Raw genomic sequence first — 18,316 nt, 5'->3', positions numbered from 1 at the left:
GAGCGACCTATTGCGAGCGATAGGCCCGCCCGGCGTCCTGGTCTTTCTGTTGCTGCCAGGCGCGCTCGCGTTCGTCCCAGTGTTCGTTGCGATACTCTTCGCGATCCTTGTTTTCGAGCATTGCCTGACACTGGCGAAAACCGTCGGTCCAGCCTTCGGCGTATTGCTTGTCCTTGAGATAGCGCGGCACGTTTTTGCGGAACTCGCCGCTGATCGAACCGGCCGCCTGGCGGCCGCTGATGCAGCCGTCATCGAAGCCGTCGGCGAAGGCCGGTGGATAACCCTTGGCGATCAGATCTTCGTGGGTGGTCTGGCAACCGCCCAGCAACAGCACAACACCCAGCAAACCCGCACACCACCACATCGCACTCTCCCGCGCCGGTTGTCCGGCTTATGGGGAAAGTCTAGAAGGGGATTCATGAGGCGGCTGTCGAAGCCCCGTGAAAAATCCATTAACACCACAAATCCCCTGTGGGAGCGAGCCTGCTCGCGAATGCAATCGGTCATTCAACAAAGATGCTGACTGACCCACCGCTTTCGCGAGCAGGCTCGCTCCCACAGGGGGAATTTGTCGGGCTTCAGCTCAGTAGTGATACCACTTCACTTCGAGCATGACTTCCGTTTCCGGCGTAGCGAGATGGCTGAACTCACGCTGCGCACTCAGGCGCAAACCCAGATTGCGCGACAATTCCCACTGCTGATTCAAACTCAGGCTGCGGCGCACTTCGCCATTGAAAAAGTAATCGCCCTTGGCCTCCAGGCTCATATTCCCCAGCGGGTTTTTCCACAACACGCCGGTATTGAAGCCGCCGGCCGGGGACACGAACTCGGCGAAATCATTGTTGTGTTCAACGCGCACGGTGCCGAGGGCAAAACCCAGCACATCGTCACCCAGCGCCCAGGTGCCGCCACCGCCACCATTGACGTGGCTGACCAGCGTTTCGTCATCATGCTTGCCCGGCACTCGCTCAAGACCACCGGTGACCTGCCACGACAGCGGCTGTAGCAGCTCATTGCGCGGTGTCAGCGAACGAATCGTCGCCAGATCCAATTGCTGGAACTGCCAGTGGTTACCCTCGTACTGACGCAACTTCATCTGCAGGATTTCGATCTGCGCGCCGAGCGGGAAGCTTTCGGCGTTGTCGTTGAGATCGTGATAGGCCATGCGCAAGCCGTACTCACCGAACGCCCGGTCGCCACGGGTGCCGAGACCGGCCTGCCAGGTGCGTGATTCATGGCCGTCTTCCGGCAGGCCCGGTTGCGGAATTTCCAGCTCGGGTGCGGGGTTCTTATTGATCGCCCGCAGCAATTCGAAACTGCGCTGCGCCCGTTGCGGATCACGCTCCTGACCGTTGGCACGGTAGCGCTCGAGGCGATACGCCGCGTCGATGGTCAACGCCTGACGGTCGCGTGGCAGGGCTTTGAACGCCGGATCCTGCAACTGCTGCTGATCGGCGCTGACTTTCAGCACCCATTGCTGTTCTTCGTCGCTCAACGGTTCGGCGCGGCTGAGCAATTCGCGCTCACGGGACGGGCGATATTCGATGCTTTCCACCAGCCCGGCTTCTTTCACCGCTTTGACGGTGTCGGTGGGGATCGCGGTCAACGGGAATTGTTCGGTCAGGCGCAGGCTCGGCCGTGCGACTTGCAGCAGTTCCAGTAAACGATACGAGCAGTTTTCATCGAAGAAGAAATAGTCGAACTGAATCTGCTTCAACTCCCACACATGTTCAACCATGCGTGCGGTTTCTTCTTGCGTCAGATTCAGTCGGTATTCCCACAGATCGCGGTTTTCCAGGCTGCGGTATTCGGAGAGTTTTTCCTGATACGGCACCAGTGCGAACAGGCCGGGATAACCGCCCATCAAGCCTTTCCAAGCGTAAAGAATGCTGTTGTCCGAGCCTTCGATGTAGGCGCCGAAGTTGATCGCGTAACTGAGCAGCGACGTTTTGTCGGCCTGCACGTCAGCCTGATCGATACGCAGCAGGGTATGGCCGAACATCGACGACGGACTGTTCAAGTACGCCGCCGGGAAGATCATCACCGCGCTGTGCGGCGAGACATCCTTGAACCATTTTTTGTACTCGGCGCACTCGGGCGTCGGCAGATCGGTCAGGTTGAGCTGCGCTTTCAACCAGCGAGTGCGCGCCGGATAAACGCATTGCGCATGTTGCTCGCCGAGACTGGCCGGGGCGTACAGCGCTTGCACGGTGGCCGCTAGTTCATGATCGGGATGTTCATTGCCATCGGGCGCGAGAAAGAATTTCTTGTCGCTGACATAACTGCGCCAGCCACCAAGCTTGGCGGTTTCGTAGTGACCGAGGGAAATCCAGAAGCGGTCGTTGGCCAGTTGCTGCAAACGTTGAGGGTCGATGGTTGGCGCGGCGGACAGCGGGGCGCAGACACAGAGCGCCAGCCAGGCAAGGCGTTTGAGCATAGTCGGCAACTTGAACAGGAAAGAAATAAAGACCCAAGGAGGGCGGGCCGAAAAAACAAAACCCGCTTCCCGAAGGAAGCGGGTGGGGCCGAGCTTAAGCCTGAGTTGCGTACTTGGCCAGACGAGGATCCGATTTCAGTACGGCCAGGGTGTTGGTATGCACGTCTTCAGCGGTCACGTCAGCCTTGCTGAAGATCTGCTGGAAGTGCTCGTGAGTCACAGCCGCGAAGTGCGCGCGATCTTCCGGCGCCACGCCCAGTACCACGGCATAAGTCGTCAGCGCTTCGCCGTTGCCTTTGGCCATGTCTTCGGACAGCTCGTTCATCATGCCATTCATGGCAAACCAGGATTTGCCGCCGTAGGTCAGCGATGCGTTGGTCGAGCAACCGTTGGTGCCGGACGTCATCCCGAAGGTGGCGTTACCGGACGTGCCGTTGGTGGTGGAAGCGAGGAAGTGCGCCGGGGTGCCACGCTGACCTTCGAACAGCATGTTGCCCCAACCGCAATCCGGGCCGCCTGGAGCTTGCGCCATTGCGTTGATGGATACAGCGGTGAAGAGAGTACCGAGAAGAATCCGTTTCATAGCTTTTTTCTCTTTGTGTGCATACCAATGGACAGGGTTCTGGCGCCTGACGGTGCCAGTGGGCCAGTATTAGTTCCAGCCGCGCAGTTTGGAGTTTAGGCACGTTCCTGGGGTTCCGTGAGTTTTTACAAAAGATTTGGCGATAACCCCGATTTCACGGGTGCCGGGGCAGGGGCGGGCAGTTGTCTATGCTTTGTCGTGTGGCGCGCCTTGCCAGTGGGGCACGGGCGGCGCCAGAATGCCGCTATCTGCCCCGCCTGATTGTTAAGGAAGCCCGATGCCTGATCCTGTTGCTGCCAGCTTGCGTCTTGCGCCCGAAGCGCTGACCCGTCCGTTTTCCGCTGAACAGTTCAGCTTCACTACCACCAATGATCTGGAGCCCTTTCGCGGTGTGCTCGGCCAGGAACGCGCGGTCGAAGCCTTGCAGTTCGGTGTGGCGATGCCACGCCCCGGTTACAACGTCTTTGTCATGGGCGAACCCGGCACCGGCCGCTTCTCGTTCGTCAAACGCTACCTGAAGGCCGAAGGCAAACGCCTGCAGACCCCGGCGGACTGGGTCTACGTCAATAACTTCGATGAGCCACGCGAACCACGCGCCCTGGAACTGCCATCGGGCACGGCCGGCGCCTTTATCGGTGACATCAACGGTTTGATCGACAACCTGCTGGCGACGTTTCCGGCGGTGTTCGAACACCCGTCCTACCAGCAAAAGAAAAGCGCCATCGACCGCGCCTTCAACCAGCGCTACGACAAGGCCCTCGACATCATCGAGCGTCTGGCCCTGGAAAAAGACGTCGCCCTGTATCGCGACGCCAGCAACATTGCCTTCACGCCGATGCTTGACGGCAAAGCGCTGGATGAAGCGGAATTCGCTCAGTTGCCGGAAGCCGATCGTGAGCGTTTCCACGATGACATTTCCGGCCTCGAAGAACGCCTGAACGAAGAACTCGCCAGCCTGCCGCAATGGAAGCGCGAGTCGAACAATCAATTGCGCTCGCTCAACGAAGAAACCATCACCTTGGCGCTGCAGCCGTTGCTGTCGCCGCTGTCGGAGAAGTACGCGGAAAACGCTGCGGTGTGCGGTTACCTGCAAGCGATGCAGGTGTACCTGCTGAAGACCGTGGTCGAGCAATTGGTCGATGACAGCAAGACCGACGCCGTCGCGCGCAAGCTGCTGGAAGAGCAATACGCGCCGAGCCTAGTGGTCGGGCATCCGGCCAGCGGCGGTGCGCCGGTGGTGTTCGAGCCGCACCCGACTTACGAAAACCTCTTCGGTCGTATCGAATACACCACCGATCAGGGCGCGCTCTACACCACGTATCGCCAGTTGCGTCCGGGTGCCTTGCACCGCGCCAACGGCGGTTTCCTGATTCTTGAAGCGGAAAAAATGCTCAGCGAGCCGTTCGTGTGGGATGCGCTGAAACGCGCCCTGCAATCGCGCAAGCTGAAAATGGAGTCACCGCTAGGCGAGATGGGCCGGTTCGCCACTGTGACGCTCAACCCGCAGCACATTCCGTTGCAGGTCAAAGTCATCATCATCGGTGCGCGGTCGCTGTACTACACGCTGCAAGACCTCGATCCGGACTTCCAGGAGATGTTCCGCGTTCTGGTGGACTTCGACGAAGACATCCCGATGGTCGACGAGAGCCTGGAGCAATTCGCCCAGCTGTTGAAAACCCGTACCTCGGAAGAGGGCATGGCACCGCTGACTGCCGATGCGGTGGCGCGTCTGGCCACTTACAGCGCACGTCTGGCCGAACACCAAGGGCGTCTGTCGGCGCGCATCGGCGATCTGTTCCAGTTGGTCAGCGAGGCGGATTTCATTCGTCATCTGGCCGGCGATGAGATGACCGATGCCGGGCATATCGAACGTGCGCTGAAAGCCAAAGCCACACGGACTGGTCGTGTGTCGGCGCGGATTCTCGACGACATGCTCGCCGGGATCATCCTCATCGACACCGATGGCGCGGCGGTCGGCAAGTGCAACGGTCTGACCGTACTCGAAGTCGGCGATTCGGCGTTCGGTGTGCCGGCGCGGATTTCCGCCACGGTGTACCCGGGCGGCAGTGGCATCGTCGACATCGAGCGAGAGGTTAACCTTGGTCAACCGATCCACTCCAAAGGCGTGATGATCCTCACCGGGTATCTGGGCAGCCGTTACGCTCAGGAATTCCCGCTGGCGATTTCCGCGAGCATCGCACTCGAGCAATCCTACGGTTACGTCGATGGCGACAGTGCGTCGTTGGGCGAGGCGTGCACACTGATTTCGGCGCTGTCGAAAACGCCGTTGAAGCAGTGCTTCGCGATTACCGGTTCGATCAACCAGTTCGGCGAAGTGCAGGCGGTGGGCGGAGTCAACGAGAAGATCGAAGGCTTCTTCCGCCTCTGCGAAGCACGCGGCTTGACCGGCGAGCAGGGCGCGATCATTCCGCAGGCCAACGTCGCGACGCTGATGCTCGATGAGAAAGTGCTGGCGGCGGTGCGTGCCGGGCAGTTCCACGTTTACGCGGTGCGCCAGGCGGATGAAGCGCTGAGCCTTCTGGTCGGTGAACCGGCCGGTGAGCCGAATGCCGATGGCGAATTCCCGGAAGGCAGCATCAATGCACGGGTGGTCGAGCGCTTGCGCGACATCGCCGAGATGATCAGCGAAGAAGACCTCAAGGAAGCCGAGAAAGAACTGGCGCAGGAGGCTTTGGCCGAAGCCAAACCGGCCTGAGCCTAAACGCGGTCAAAAACTGTGGGAGCGAGCCTGCTCGCGAAAACGCTGTATCAGACGACGAATAAGTTGCCTGACACTCCGCATTCGCGAGCAGGCTCGCTCCCACATTTGTTTGGTGTGAATCCATCGGAAAATCGCCACAACTCTGACGCCAATATTCACACAATGACCATTCGGCGCCTTCTGGTTCTATCCAGCTTGCGCAGCGGACTTTTCTTCTATTCTCAGCTCAAGGATATCGACAGTATCACTGGATCGAGCCAGTCCTCCCGTGGGGACTGAATACCGGCTTCACCGAGGGTCGCCGCCATGTCGCGCAACCTCTGTCTCACCCGTCAATGCCTGGGTCTGGTGACCCGTATCGAATGCGCCATCAAGCCGTTGGCCGGCGATAACGGCATGTGGACGCTGCTCTTCGCCGCCGGCATGGCCGGCGAACAACCTTCCGCCATCAAAGCCCAAGGCCCGTTTCATGGGCCGGTCGCCGCTGAATCGATACTCGACACCATCGTCGAAAGTCTGACCTTGCATGGCTACGAACTGGCCGACGATCCGCAGATCTGGAGCCTACACCTGCAAGCCCAACTGCGGCAGATCAACGGTGGCCGTGGCCGCGCCCTGTAGGAGCTGCCGCAGGCTGCGATCTTTTGATCTTGCTCTTCAAGGGGCAGTATCAGGCAGCTGCGCCTTGTCGAGTTTGACTTCAAAGCCGTATTGCACGGTGGCGAGGTCGGTTCGCTGATAGGTTTCCACTTGGCTCGGGCGGCCATAAAAGTAATGCACGCCAAACAACGCCGGGCCTTCTGCGCCCGCGTCGTGGCTGACCGAAAGGATCTGCTTGAGGTAATTGCCGCTGTCATCCTTGACGAAGAAACGCCATTCGTTGGGCGGAAACAGTTTCAGGTCCACCACCAGCATGTTGTTCTTGATCTCCAGGCCTTTGGGCAGGGACTTGGCGTCGTACGTCTGTTTGGCCACCGTGGCGAGAAACAGCGGCATTGAGCCGACGGCAATCGCCGGGGTTTCCGGGAACAGGTTCAGGTCGTAAGTGATCGTCGCGCGCAGCGGATCGACCTGGTACGCCTCGGGCGGCAGTTCGATCGGTTCATCGAGCTTGCCACCGCGCTTTTCGGTGAAAAACGTGACCGGGCTGACACCCGGACTGAAGTCATCGCCCAGCAATTCATCGTTGAACGTGCGGCGATGGGAGAACTCGATGCGTGCAGCGCTTGGCTCTTCTACGGATTGATGAATGCGGATGCCGGCCTTCAATTGTTCTTCGGTCAGGCTCGCACCCTTGAGCCAGTTGGCCGCCAGATCGTCGTAAACGGTCACCGACGGATCCAGTGGCTGGATGGTTTTCTCCGTGGTGTGCTGATTGAACGTACGAATCGGCAGGTCCAGCGGTTTACGCGTCACGGTCGCTGAGGAAAAGTCGAGCACGCTGACTTCCAGCGTTTCGATCGGGCCATTGAAATAGACCTTGTTGTAGCGACGCGGGTGTTTCTGCTCGAAATCCTGTTGTTCCCGGGTGAGCTGTTTTTCCAGCGTATCGCTCCAGCTCTTCTGCTGTTGCAGGTATGCCAGTTGTTTCTGGTAGAAGGCCACTTGCTCGGGACTTTCGTTGATCGAGCCGGCGCGAACCAGATACTGTCCGGTCTTGTCCCGGGCCTGAACGATCAGCGGATTGAGCTGGGCATCGGCGACTTCTGCCGCCAGCGGCAGGTTGTTGCTGAATTCGACCTCTGCGTAGTCCTTTTCAAGCTTCAGCAGTTTGACGCTGAGGTTGTCATTGGTGCGGGTTTGGCCGACGTCCTTTTGCGTCAGGTCGAAGCTGTACAAGCGGCGCGGCGCGATGACTTCGATCTGGCCTTGCAGGCTGACCGGTTGCGGCAGGGTCTTCTTGTCCACGTCCAGTCCGTCAATGAACGGGTAGGTTACGGTCAGGTCATCGGGGTTGGTGACATTGGAGCTGGACGGGCTGAGCTGGATGCCCGGATCGGTTTCCGACCATTCCGGCTGATAAGCGATCACGCGTTTGTTGCTCAATGTTACCGACTGCCACTCCACGCCATGGGGGAACAGGAAGCCGCCGGGAATGTTCAGGTTGAACGGGAACACCGGTTGCAGGTCGGTGAGGTAATCGGAGCTGGCGTCCTTGTGCAGCACGAACAGGCCATTGATAAAGGTATCAACCAGTGTCTGCGGGGCGGGGTAGTGCTTGAGTACGGCGAGGGCGTCTTCGCCGTATTCGGTGCGCGTTGGATTGTCGCTGAGCTTGAGTTGCGCCCGTTCAAGCAACAGCAGTGAGCCGCCAAGTTCGGTAATGGCGTCCTTGAGTTTCGGATCGGTGATGGCGTCCAGCGACTGTTCGAACTTTGCCGTCTTTTCTTCAAGGCTGGCGGCGTGCTTCTCGTCGCCAGGCGAGCAACCGCTGATCAACAGTGCAAGGCAGATTCCGGCCGTCGTTATCGGTAATCGCACATCCATTTCCACGCGTCCTGTCTACAGTCACTGGGCTGTCAATGGTTTGGACACTAGCAGAAAAAAAATCACTCACACACGCAGGTGGCGGATTTTTCGGCGGTTTCTGGCTGTCATAGGTGGCTGTTATACTCGCCGCCATTTCCAGCCCCCCTGTGTGAGACTCAATGGAACGCTTTATCGAAAACGCAATGTACGCCTCGCGCTGGCTGCTGGCGCCAATCTATATCGGGCTGTCCCTCGGACTGCTGGCGCTGGCACTGAAATTTTTCCAGGAAGTTTTCCACATCCTGCCCAACGTGTTCTCGATGGCCGAGTCTGAACTGATTCTGGTGCTGCTGTCGCTGATCGATATGGCGCTGGTTGGCGGCCTGCTGGTGATGGTGATGATTTCCGGCTACGAGAACTTCGTCTCTGAACTGAACATCGATGAAGGCAAGGAGAAGCTCAGCTGGCTCGGCACCATGGACTCTTCGTCGCTGAAGATGAAAGTGGCGGCCTCGATCGTGGCGATCTCCTCGATCCACCTGCTGCGCATCTTCATGGACGCCAAGAACGTCGATCCCGAGCACTTGATGTGGTACGTGATCATCCACATGACCTTCGTCGTTTCGGCGTTCGCCATGGGTTACCTGGACAAGGTCACCAAGCACTGATCAACCGTTGATCGCTGCAATAACACCGCCTGTCTGTTGCGAAACAGACGGGCGGTGTCGTTTGTGGCTTGTGCTTTGATGCTCTTGGGCATATCCCTGTAGAGGTCCTGACTCGCCACTGCGTGAGGTGCGCTCATGAACCTGCAAGAGTTGAATGCGTTTGCCATCGCCAGGAAGGTTGATGAGCTGAATCTGATCTCCATGGAAGGCGGGATTTATCTGCTCGAAGCACGGATGCATGGGGCGGCGTATCCGTTGAGTGACCTCAAGGGTGGGATGCTGACATTGCGCTCGGTGGAACATGCACGGGATTTGCTGCACAACTTTCCGGTGTTGCCATTCAACCTCGTACACACCTCGGTACATGACGAAATGTGTGGCTTGGGCCCCAGCGGCGAGGAAAGCCTGAAAGTGCCGCTGGCCTGGCGTTCAGCCCTGTAGGCGTTGCGCGCCATCGCCGGAACATCTGTGCTAGTCTGCTCGCCCTTTTGGTTCCGGGCGCGCCGGGACGCGCTGTGCACGCACGGCAAGTCTTGTGGCCGTCCGCACAGCGGAGCAGTGTCATGTCCGAAGTAAATCTGTCCACCGACGAAACCCGCGTCAGCTACGGCATCGGCCGTCAGCTGGGTGACCAGCTGCGCGACAACCCGCCACCGGGCGTTAGCCTGGACGCCATCCTGGCCGGTCTGACCGACGCTTTCGCCGGTAAGGAAAGCCGTGTGGGTCAGGAAGAAATGTCCGCCAGCTTCAAGGTTATCCGCGAAATCATGCAAGCCGAAGCCGCTGCCAAAGCTGAAGCCGCTGCTGGCGAAGGCCTGGCCTTCCTGGCTGAAAACGCCAAGCGTGACGGCATCACCACCCTGGCTTCCGGCCTGCAATTCGAAGTGCTGACTCAGGGCGAAGGCGCCAAGCCGACCCGTGAAGATCAAGTACGTACTCACTACCACGGCACCCTGATCGACGGCACTGTGTTCGACAGCTCCTACGAGCGTGGCCAGCCTGCAGAATTCCCGGTTGGCGGCGTGATCGCTGGCTGGACCGAAGCCCTGCAACTGATGAATGCCGGCAGCAAATGGCGTCTGTACGTGCCGAGCGAACTGGCTTACGGCGCTCAAGGCGTTGGCAGCATCCCGCCGCACAGCGTTCTGGTATTCGACGTCGAGCTGCTGGACGTTCTGTAAGACCTTTGTGGGAGCGAGCTTGCTCGCGAATGCAGGCGACTGGATCTAACTTGAGATTCGAGTTGAAGCCTTCGCGAGCAGGCTCACTCCCACAGTTTTTACCGAGTTTCATAGTTCTATCTTGTGATGCAGCTCACTGGTCGGGCGCAACGCCCGGGCATAGCAGAACAGGAACAGATTGCGCACCAGCTCCTTGAGCACCAATGGCTCGCTGGAATTGAGGCTGCTGACGTCCAGATCCCCTTGGTCTTGCAGTTCATGCAGGGCTTCTTCTTCAAGCACCGCACAGACTTCACCGGTTTCCCGATGGAGGATTCTGAGGTAAGGGTGTGGGCGATCCAGCCACGCGTCGATCAAATAAGTCATGGTTCTCATCTCCTTGAAGGGTTTCAATGAGAATAATTCTTATTCGTCAAATAGCAAGCGTCTATTGGCGGATTGTGAAATTTTCCGGGTAAAGATTGCGTAAGGTCAAAACGGCTGGCGTTTGGCTATTGCTTGGTTTTGCTGGGGCGGAGCGGGGAGGGCGAAGCTCCATCCCACGGCTGGCGCGGGATGGATGACAGTGGAATCAGACCTTTCTGACGAACTCGGATTTGAGCTTCATCGGGCCGATACCGTCGATCTTGCAGTCGATGTCGTGGTCGCCATCGCACAGACGGATGTTCTTGACCTTGGTGCCGACCTTGACCACCAGCGAGGTGCCCTTGACCTTCAGATCCTTGATCACGGTGATGGTGTCGCCGTCCTGCAGGACGTTGCCGACCGAATCTTTCTTCACGGCATCATCGGACGCCACTTCGGCTTCGCCGCTGGCAGACCACTCGTGGGCGCACTCCGGGCACACCAGTTGGGTGCCGTCTTCGTAGGTGTATTCGGAATTGCATTTCGGGCAGGGTGGCAACGTGCTCACTAAGGCTCCTTGGGGTGTGGATCGCTAAAAGTCGCACATTGTATAGGGTTTTAGCTTTTCAGGCAGTCAAAAGCAAAAATCGCAGCCCCGACAGCCCCTGTAGGAGCTGCCGAAGGCTGCGATCGTTTGATCTTGCTTCAGCGATATCAGTGCGTACGGGCGACCGCAAACTCACTCAGTTCAACCAGCGCATCCCGATATTCACTGGCCGGCAGTGCATCGAGGCACTTGATCGCACGGGCCACGTAATCACGGGCCAGTTGCGCGGTGTACTCAAGCGAGCCGGAGGCTTCCACAGCAATGCGGATGCTTTCCAGGTCTTCGATCCCGCCTTTCTGGATCGCCTGACGCACCAGTGCAGCCTGTTCAGCCGTACCTTCACGCATGGTGTAGATCAGCGGCAGGGTCGGCTTGCCTTCGGCCAGATCGTCACCGACGTTCTTGCCCAGGGTTTCCGCGTCGCCCTTGTAGTCGAGCAGGTCGTCGACCAACTGGAACGCCACACCGAGGTGATCACCGAAAGTACGCAGCGCTTCGCTCTGCTCGGCGGAGGCACCGGCCAGTGCCGCAGCACTGTGAGTCGAGGCTTCGAAGAGCATCGCGGTTTTGCCGCGGATGACTTCCATGTAGGTTTCTTCGGTAGTGCTGGCGTCGCGCACCTTGGACAGTTGCAGCACTTCGCCTTCGGCGATGATGCGCGTGGCCTGGGAAAGGATCTTCATCACCGGCATCGAGCCCAGTTCGACCATCATTTCGAACGAGCGCGAGTACAGGAAGTCGCCGACCAGCACGCTTGGGGCGTTGCCCCACATGGCGTTGGCGGTCGAGCGGCCACGGCGCATGCCGGACATGTCGACCACGTCGTCATGCAGCAGGGTCGCAGTGTGCAGGAATTCGATGGTGGCGGCCAAAAGACGCATGTCGTCGCCTTCGCGACCCAAGGCCTTGCCACACAGCAACACTAATAAAGGACGCAGACGTTTGCCGCCGGCCGAGGTAATGTAATCGCCGATTTTCGATACCAGCGGTACTCGGGAAGTCAGCTGCTTCTTGATGATGCCGTCGACGGCGCTAAAATCGTCCGCCACCGCGCGGTAGAAAGCTTGGGGTTGCATCAGCGAGAGTCGCTCCAGAAGGGTTGCGCGGCATGCTAGGACTCACATCCAGAGCTGTCAAGGCGCGATGGACGGCTACTTGCGCGTCTCTCGCGGCTTGCGTACAATCGCGCACCCTGAACTTCCTGGGCAGCACCTGCCTTACGCAATTGCAACGGGCCTTCCAGCCTTATGCAGCCATGCCAGCCAATACCTCTTCTTATAAAGAGCTGGGTGAGCAGGATTATCGGAGAAATACCATGTCTTATGCAGTAATCGTTACTGGCGGCAAGCAGTACAAAGTCGCCCCAGGTGAATACCTGAAGATCGAAAAACTGGAAATCGCTACCGGCGAATCCGTTACCTTTGATCGCGTTCTGTTGGTTGCCAATGGCGACGACGTGAATATCGGCGCTCCAGTTGTTGCTGGCGCTACCGTTGTGGCTGAAGTGATCTCCCAAGGTCGTCACGATAAAGTTCGCATCATCAAGTTCCGTCGTCGTAAGCACCACATGAAGCGTATGGGCCACCGCCAGTGGTACACCGAGATCAAAATCACCGGTATTCAGGCTTAATTTCAGCCTAATTCCTCACTAGGAGAATTGACTCATGGCACACAAAAAAGCTGGTGGTAGTACCCGTAACGGTCGCGACTCAGAAGCCAAACGCCTTGGCGTTAAGATGTATGGCGGCCAGAAAATCATTCCGGGCAACATCATCGTGCGTCAGCGCGGCACCCAATTCCACGCTGGCTACGGCGTTGGCATGGGTAAGGATCACACCCTCTTCGCGAAAATCGAAGGCGTGATCAAGTTTGAAGTAAAAGGCGCGTTCAACCGCCGTTACGTGAGCGTTGTCGCAGCTTAATTGCGCGATCGCTGGAAAAGCCCTGTCTCGCGACGGGGCTTTTTCGTTTGTGGGGTGAGTCTCTTGCAAAACTGTTTGTATGGGCTGTCGGCGTGCGATGCAGGTCGTGTTTTGGGGTCGCTGCGCTCATTTTTGCAAGAGTCTTATGTCTTGATTGTTTTTCGGCTCGTCCGTATGGCGAGAGGCGTTGGTTATGAAGTTTGTTGATGAAGTATCGATTCGCGTAAAGGCTGGTGACGGCGGCAATGGCGCCATGAGTTTCCGTCGGGAAAAATTCATCGAAAACGGTGGCCCGAACGGCGGTGATGGCGGTGACGGCGGTTCCATCTACATGATGGCTGACGAAAACCTCAACACCCTGGTCGACTACCGTTACACCCGGCACTTCGACGCCGAGCGTGGCTCCAACGGTGGCAGCACTGACTGCACCGGTAAAAAAGGCGAGGACCTGATCCTGCGCGTGCCGGTCGGCACCACGGTGATCGACTCTGCTACCCAGGAAGTGATCGGCGACCTGACCAAGGCTGGCCAGAAACTGATGGTAGTGCAGGGCGGCTGGCACGGTCTGGGTAACACCCGTTTCAAATCCAGTACCAACCGTGCGCCGCGTCAGACCACTCCGGGTAAGCCGGGTGAGCAGCGTGATCTGAAACTGGAAATGAAAGTGCTGGCTGACGTCGGTCTGCTGGGCTTGCCGAACGCCGGTAAAAGTACCTTCATTCGTTCGGTATCGGCGGCCAAGCCAAAAGTCGCCGACTACCCGTTCACCACGCTGGTGCCGAACCTGGGTGTGGTCAGCGTCGATCGCTGGAAGAGCTTCGTCATTGCCGACATTCCGGGTCTGATCGAAGGCGCTTCCGACGGTGCCGGTCTGGGCATTCGCTTCCTCAAGCACTTGGCGCGTACCCGTCTGTTGCTGCACCTCGTCGACATGGCACCTCTGGATGACAGCAGTGCACCGGATGCCGCTGAAGTGATCGTCAACGAGCTGATCAAATTCAGCCCGTCCCTGGCGGAGCGTGATCGCTGGCTGGTGCTGAACAAGTGCGACCAGATCCTTGAAGAAGAGCACGATGAGCGCGTCAAGGAAATCGTTGAGCGCCTGGAGTGGACCGGTCCGGTCTACGTGATCTCGGCCATCGCCAAGATTGGCACCGAGCGTCTGTGCCACGACATCATGCGTTACATGGAAGATCGTGCTGATCGTCTGGCCAATGACCCGGCTTACAAGGAAGAGCTGGCCGATCTCGATCAACGCATCGAAGACGAAGCCCGCGCGCAACTGCAGGCGCTGGATGACAAGCGTGCCCTGCGTCGCAGCGGCGTGAAGTCGGTCCATGACATCGGCGATGATGACTGGGACGAAGAAGATGTGGATGACGAAGACGGTCCGGAAATCATTTACGTGCGTGACTGATTCGTTGCAGTAAACTTAAGCGCCGCTCAATCGAGCGGCGTTTTAGTATCTGGAAATCGCAAGTCACAAATAACGTCATGGGCGGCGCTGGGTCGCGCAGCCCTCAAGCTAAGGTTGAAGATGATGCGGAGCAAGGTGACAGGTGCGCAGCGTTGGGTCGTGAAGATCGGCAGCGCTTTGCTGACAGCTGATGGCAAAGGGCTGGATCGCGCGGCAATGGGTGTCTGGGTCGAGCAGATGGTGGCCTTGCATGAGGCTGGCGTCGAGTTGGTGCTGGTGTCCTCTGGGGCGGTGGCGGCCGGCATGAGTCGTTTGGGCTGGACCGCACGACCCAGTGCGATGCACGAGCTTCAGGCGGCTGCGGCTATCGGCCAGATGGGCTTGGTGCAGGCGTGGGAATCAAGCTTCGCCGAGCATGGTCGGCACACAGCGCAGATTCTCCTGACCCATGACGATCTGTCCGACCGCAAGCGTTACCTCAACGCCCGCAGCACCCTGCGCGCATTGGTTGAGCTGAAAGTCATCCCGGTGATCAACGAGAACGACACCGTGGTCACTGACGAAATCCGTTTCGGCGACAACGACACGCTGGCGGCGCTGGTGGCTAACCTGGTCGAGGCGGACCTGCTGGTGATCCTTACTGATCGCGACGGCATGTTCGACGCCGATCCGCGTAATAACCCCGATGCGCAGATGATTTACGAGGCGCGCGCTGATGATCCGACGCTGGATGCGGTCGCGGGCGGCACGGGTGGTGCGCTGGGGCGTGGCGGCATGCAGACCAAACTGCGTGCGGCACGGCTGGCGGCGCGTTCCGGTGCGCACACCATTATCGTCGGTGGGCGCCTTGAGCGCGTGCTTGATCGCTTGAAGGCGGGTGAGCGCATCGGTACGTTGTTGTCGCCTGAGCGAGGCATGCTCGCGGCGCGCAAGCAATGGCTGGCCGGGCATCTGCAGACCCGTGGCACGCTGGTGCTGGATGATGGTGCGGTGTCGGCGTTGTCTCAGGGCAACAAGAGTTTGCTGCCTGTGGGGGTGAAATTGGTGCAGGGCAGTTTCCGTCGCGGCGAAATGGTGGTCTGTGTGGCGCCGGATGGTCGTGAGATTGCCCGTGGCCTGGCCAACTACAGCGCGCTGGAGGCACAAAAAATCATCGGTCAGTCGTCGGATGCGATTGTCGGTTTGCTCGGTTACATGGCGGAGCCTGAATTGGTTCACCGTGACAACCTGATTCTGGTTTAAGGAAAACTCGATGCGTTTAGCAAAAGGATTGTTGGGCTTGCTGATGGCGATGCCATTGCTGGTCTCGGCCGAGGAAATCGGTCAGGTGTCGACAGTGTTCAAGTTTGTCGGCCCGAACGACCGCATTGTGGTCGAGGCTTTCGATGATCCGAAAGTCGAAGGGGTTACCTGCTACCTGTCGCGCGCCAAGACGGGCGGTGTGAAGGGTGGTCTGGGTCTGGCTGAGGATCGCGCCGAGGCGTCGATCGCATGTCGCCAGGTCGGCCCGATCAAGTTCAAGGGCGAGCTGAAGGATGGCGATGAGGTGTTCAAGGAGCGCACTTCGCTGGTATTCAAAACCATGCAGGTGGTGCGTTTCCTCGACAAGAAGCGCAATACGCTGGTGTATCTGGTCTATAGCGATCGCTTGATCGAGGGTAGCCCGCAGAATGCCGTGACCGCAATCCCGATCCTGCCGTGGGTACCCGTCCAGCAATAACGCCGCAAAACCAACTGTAGGAGTGAGCCTGCTCGCGATAGCGGTGTGTTAGTCAGCAAATATACATCTGACTAAAAGCTATCGCGAGCAGGCTCACTCCTACATTTTTTTGCGCTGGATTTGTTAAATCACAGGCAATAAAAAACCGACCCTAAGGTCGGTTTTTTAATGACTACGTCGATTAAGCAGCTTCTTTCAGCGCTTTAACGTGGCCATTCAGACGGCTCTTATGACGAGCAGCCTTGTTCTTGTGGATGATGCCTTTATCGGCCATACGGTCGATAACTGGCACAGCCAGAACGTATGCAGCTTGAGCTTTTTCAGCGTCTTTTGCGTCGATGGCTTTAACTACATTCTTGATGTAGGTGCGAACCATGGAACGCAGGCTGGCGTTGTGGCTGCGACGCTTCTCAGCCTGTTTTGCACGTTTTTTGGCGGAAGGTGAGTTGGCCACCGTCGAGCTCCTCGAAAGACTTTTTAGGAAATAGCAAACAAAATAGGCCGCGAATCATGCCGATGAGTTGAAGTCTTGTCAAGGGCACTTGAAACGTTCCGCTAAGTGGTAGGTATAAAGAGGCGGGATATTTATTTCCGGCGCTTGACCTGTAAACTCGCGAGCTTTGGCTCTGTGCTGCTGCGGCGCGGAGTATCGCACAAGTAGGCGCTTTGTTCGCCTGCTGTTTATCGACAGGCACAAATTCCCTCAATGAATCTGCTCAAATCGTTGGCCGCCGTCAGCTCTATCACGATGCTTTCCCGGATTTTGGGGTTTGTCCGTGACACGCTGATTGCTCGTATATTCGGTGCCGGGATGGCGACCGACGCCTTCTTTATCGCCTTCAAACTGCCCAATCTGCTGCGCAGGATCTTCGCCGAAGGTGCTTTCTCTCAGGCTTTCGTACCGATTCTTGCCGAGTACAAAAGTCAGCAGGGTGAAGAAGCGACGCGCACGTTCATTGCTTACGTGTCAGGTCTGCTGACGCTGGTATTGGCGGTAGTGACTGCGCTGGGCATGATCGCCGCACCCTGGGTGATCTGGGCAACGGCTCCGGGCTTTACCGATACACCGGAAAAATTCCAGCTCACCTCTGATCTGTTGCGCGTCACGTTCCCCTATATATTGCTGATCTCGCTGTCGTCGCTGGCTGGCGCGATCCTCAATACCTGGAACCGCTTCTCGGTGCCGGCCTTCGTGCCGACCCTGCTCAATGTCAGCATGATCGTGTTTTCGCTGTTCCTCACGCCGTACTTCGATCCGCCGGTGATGGCGCTGGGCTGGGCGGTCCTGGTCGGCGGTCTGGCGCAGTTGCTCTATCAACTGCCGCACCTGAAAAAGATCGGCATGCTGGTACTGCCGCGACTGAACCTGCGCGATACCGGCGTGTGGCGGGTGATGAAACAGATGCTGCCGGCGATTCTCGGTGTCTCGGTCAGTCAGATTTCGCTGATCATCAACACCATCTTCGCCTCGTTTCTGGTCGCAGGCTCGGTGTCGTGGATGTATTACGCCGACCGCTTGATGGAGTTGCCATCCGGCGTGCTTGGCGTGGCATTGGGGACGATTCTGCTGCCGACATTGGCGAAAACCTATGCCAGCAAGGATCGCCACGAATACTCGCGGATTCTCGATTGGGGCCTGCGTCTGTGCTTTGTGCTGGTGCTGCCCTGTGCGCTGGCGCTGGGGATTCTTGCTGAGCCGCTGACGGTTTCGCTGTTTCAGTACGGTCAGTTCAGCGGCTTTGACGCCGAAATGACCCAGCGTGCGCTGATTGCGTATTCTGTCGGCCTGCTCGGAATTATCGTGATCAAAGTGCTCGCACCGGGCTTTTATGCGCAACAGAATATCCGTACGCCGGTAAAAATCGCAATCTTCACGCTGGTCGTTACGCAACTGTTCAACCTCGTTCTGATTGGTCCGCTGGCTCATGCCGGCTTGGCCCTGGCGATCAGTGCCGGTGCCTGCCTGAATGCCGGGCTGCTGTTCTATCAATTGCGCAAGCAACAGATGTATCAGCCGCAGCCAGGTTGGGCCAAGTTCGGGTTCAAACTGGTGATCGCCGTGGCCGTTATGTCGGCAGTGTTGCTGCTTGGCATGCATTTCATGCCGGCGTGGGATCAAGGGCACATGCTTGAGCGCTTCCTGCGTCTGGGCGCATTGGTCGCGGCGGGCGTGGTGTCCTATTTCGGTATGTTGCTGCTGCTGGGTTTCCGCTTGCGTGACTTCAATCGCAAGGCCTTGAGTTAA

The 18,316-nt window shown here is 58.2% G+C and carries 19 protein-coding genes; 11 read left to right on the top strand and 8 right to left on the bottom strand.

The window, feature by feature from the left end; genetic code table 11:
* Nucleotides 1-7: 7 nt before the first annotated feature.
* From PspS49_RS25300 to PspS49_RS25290, 3 genes are all read right to left on the bottom strand, one after another.
* A complete protein-coding gene (locus PspS49_RS25300) occupies nucleotides 8-364 on the bottom strand; it encodes a hypothetical protein (protein WP_160041892.1) in 357 nt (118 codons plus the stop codon).
* 219 nt (nucleotides 365-583) lie between these two features.
* A complete protein-coding gene (locus PspS49_RS25295) occupies nucleotides 584-2,437 on the bottom strand; it encodes a DUF4105 domain-containing protein (protein WP_160041890.1) in 1,854 nt (617 codons plus the stop codon).
* Nucleotides 2,438-2,531: 94 nt separating this feature from the next.
* A complete protein-coding gene (locus PspS49_RS25290) occupies nucleotides 2,532-3,020 on the bottom strand; it encodes a DUF3015 domain-containing protein (RefSeq protein WP_007909797.1) in 489 nt (162 codons plus the stop codon).
* 277 nt (nucleotides 3,021-3,297) lie between these two features.
* Between PspS49_RS25290 and PspS49_RS25285 the strand changes: the two genes are divergently transcribed.
* Together PspS49_RS25285 and PspS49_RS25280 are read left to right on the top strand one after the other, a co-directional pair.
* The gene (locus PspS49_RS25285) at nucleotides 3,298-5,736 is read left to right on the top strand and encodes an ATP-binding protein (protein WP_127929841.1); all 2,439 of its coding nucleotides are present in this window, start codon (nucleotides 3,298-3,300) and stop codon (nucleotides 5,734-5,736) included.
* Between the two features lie 312 nt (nucleotides 5,737-6,048).
* Nucleotides 6,049-6,363 (top strand): hypothetical protein, encoded by a 315-nt coding sequence (locus tag PspS49_RS25280; RefSeq protein ID WP_007909799.1) that lies wholly within the window; start codon nucleotides 6,049-6,051, stop codon nucleotides 6,361-6,363.
* Between the two features lie 36 nt (nucleotides 6,364-6,399).
* Here PspS49_RS25280 and PspS49_RS25275 read toward each other — a convergent pair whose 3' ends face one another.
* Entirely contained in the window at nucleotides 6,400-8,229 is a 1,830-nt protein-coding gene (locus PspS49_RS25275) for a hypothetical protein (RefSeq protein WP_160041888.1), read from the bottom strand.
* Between the two features lie 161 nt (nucleotides 8,230-8,390).
* On the opposite strand from PspS49_RS25275, the gene PspS49_RS25270 reads away from it, so the two are divergent.
* The 3 genes from PspS49_RS25270 (at nucleotide 8,391) to PspS49_RS25260 (ending at nucleotide 10,060) form a co-directional block, all read left to right on the top strand.
* Nucleotides 8,391-8,879 (top strand): TIGR00645 family protein, encoded by a 489-nt coding sequence (locus tag PspS49_RS25270; protein WP_007909801.1) that lies wholly within the window; start codon nucleotides 8,391-8,393, stop codon nucleotides 8,877-8,879.
* A 135-nt stretch (nucleotides 8,880-9,014) separates the two neighbouring features.
* A complete protein-coding gene (locus PspS49_RS25265; RefSeq protein WP_160041886.1) occupies nucleotides 9,015-9,320 on the top strand; it encodes a DUF6482 family protein in 306 nt (101 codons plus the stop codon).
* 122 nt (nucleotides 9,321-9,442) lie between these two features.
* Nucleotides 9,443-10,060 (top strand): FKBP-type peptidyl-prolyl cis-trans isomerase, encoded by a 618-nt coding sequence (locus tag PspS49_RS25260; RefSeq protein WP_008078561.1) that lies wholly within the window; start codon nucleotides 9,443-9,445, stop codon nucleotides 10,058-10,060.
* 108 nt (nucleotides 10,061-10,168) lie between these two features.
* Here the strand turns inward: PspS49_RS25260 and PspS49_RS25255 are convergent, their stop codons facing one another.
* From PspS49_RS25255 to PspS49_RS25245, 3 genes are all read right to left on the bottom strand, one after another.
* The gene (locus PspS49_RS25255; RefSeq protein WP_034153845.1) at nucleotides 10,169-10,426 is read right to left on the bottom strand and encodes a hypothetical protein; all 258 of its coding nucleotides are present in this window, start codon (nucleotides 10,424-10,426) and stop codon (nucleotides 10,169-10,171) included.
* 205 nt (nucleotides 10,427-10,631) lie between these two features.
* Nucleotides 10,632-10,973 carry a zinc ribbon domain-containing protein YjdM gene (locus tag PspS49_RS25250; protein ID WP_016986200.1) on the bottom strand — a complete coding sequence of 114 codons (342 nt, stop codon included), beginning with the start codon at nucleotides 10,971-10,973 and terminating at the stop codon, nucleotides 10,632-10,634.
* 146 nt (nucleotides 10,974-11,119) lie between these two features.
* A complete protein-coding gene (locus PspS49_RS25245; RefSeq protein ID WP_127929839.1) occupies nucleotides 11,120-12,088 on the bottom strand; it encodes a polyprenyl synthetase family protein in 969 nt (322 codons plus the stop codon).
* 239 nt (nucleotides 12,089-12,327) lie between these two features.
* Here PspS49_RS25245 and rplU point away from each other — a divergent pair, with 239 nt between their 5' ends.
* From rplU to PspS49_RS25220, 5 genes are all read left to right on the top strand, one after another.
* Nucleotides 12,328-12,642, top strand: a complete 315-nt coding sequence (gene rplU, locus PspS49_RS25240) for a 50S ribosomal protein L21 (RefSeq protein WP_003176051.1) — start codon at nucleotides 12,328-12,330, stop codon at nucleotides 12,640-12,642.
* 34 nt (nucleotides 12,643-12,676) lie between these two features.
* Nucleotides 12,677-12,934, top strand: coding sequence for a 50S ribosomal protein L27 (gene rpmA, locus PspS49_RS25235; RefSeq protein ID WP_003176049.1), 258 nt, complete (start codon nucleotides 12,677-12,679; stop codon nucleotides 12,932-12,934).
* A 193-nt stretch (nucleotides 12,935-13,127) separates the two neighbouring features.
* Nucleotides 13,128-14,351 (top strand): Obg family GTPase CgtA, encoded by a 1,224-nt coding sequence (cgtA, locus tag PspS49_RS25230; protein WP_150706882.1) that lies wholly within the window; start codon nucleotides 13,128-13,130, stop codon nucleotides 14,349-14,351.
* Nucleotides 14,352-14,474: 123 nt separating this feature from the next.
* Complete coding sequence (proB, locus tag PspS49_RS25225) at nucleotides 14,475-15,593, top strand: glutamate 5-kinase (RefSeq protein ID WP_150751790.1); 1,119 nt, start codon at nucleotides 14,475-14,477, stop codon at nucleotides 15,591-15,593.
* A gap of 10 nt (nucleotides 15,594-15,603) precedes the next feature.
* A complete protein-coding gene (locus tag PspS49_RS25220) occupies nucleotides 15,604-16,071 on the top strand; it encodes a CreA family protein (RefSeq protein WP_122607899.1) in 468 nt (155 codons plus the stop codon).
* 181 nt (nucleotides 16,072-16,252) lie between these two features.
* Here the strand turns inward: PspS49_RS25220 and rpsT are convergent, their stop codons facing one another.
* Nucleotides 16,253-16,525 carry a 30S ribosomal protein S20 gene (gene rpsT, locus PspS49_RS25215; protein ID WP_003228351.1) on the bottom strand — a complete coding sequence of 91 codons (273 nt, stop codon included), beginning with the start codon at nucleotides 16,523-16,525 and terminating at the stop codon, nucleotides 16,253-16,255.
* A 252-nt stretch (nucleotides 16,526-16,777) separates the two neighbouring features.
* Here rpsT and murJ point away from each other — a divergent pair, with 252 nt between their 5' ends.
* Nucleotides 16,778-18,316, top strand: a complete 1,539-nt coding sequence (gene murJ / locus PspS49_RS25210) for a murein biosynthesis integral membrane protein MurJ (protein ID WP_127929837.1) — start codon at nucleotides 16,778-16,780, stop codon at nucleotides 18,314-18,316.

It is taken from the genome of Pseudomonas sp. S49 (assembly GCF_009866785.1).
Classification (GTDB): domain Bacteria; phylum Pseudomonadota; class Gammaproteobacteria; order Pseudomonadales; family Pseudomonadaceae; genus Aquipseudomonas.
The sequence above is the reverse complement of the archived record's forward strand: the minus strand, read 5'-3'. Positions and strand labels throughout refer to the sequence as shown.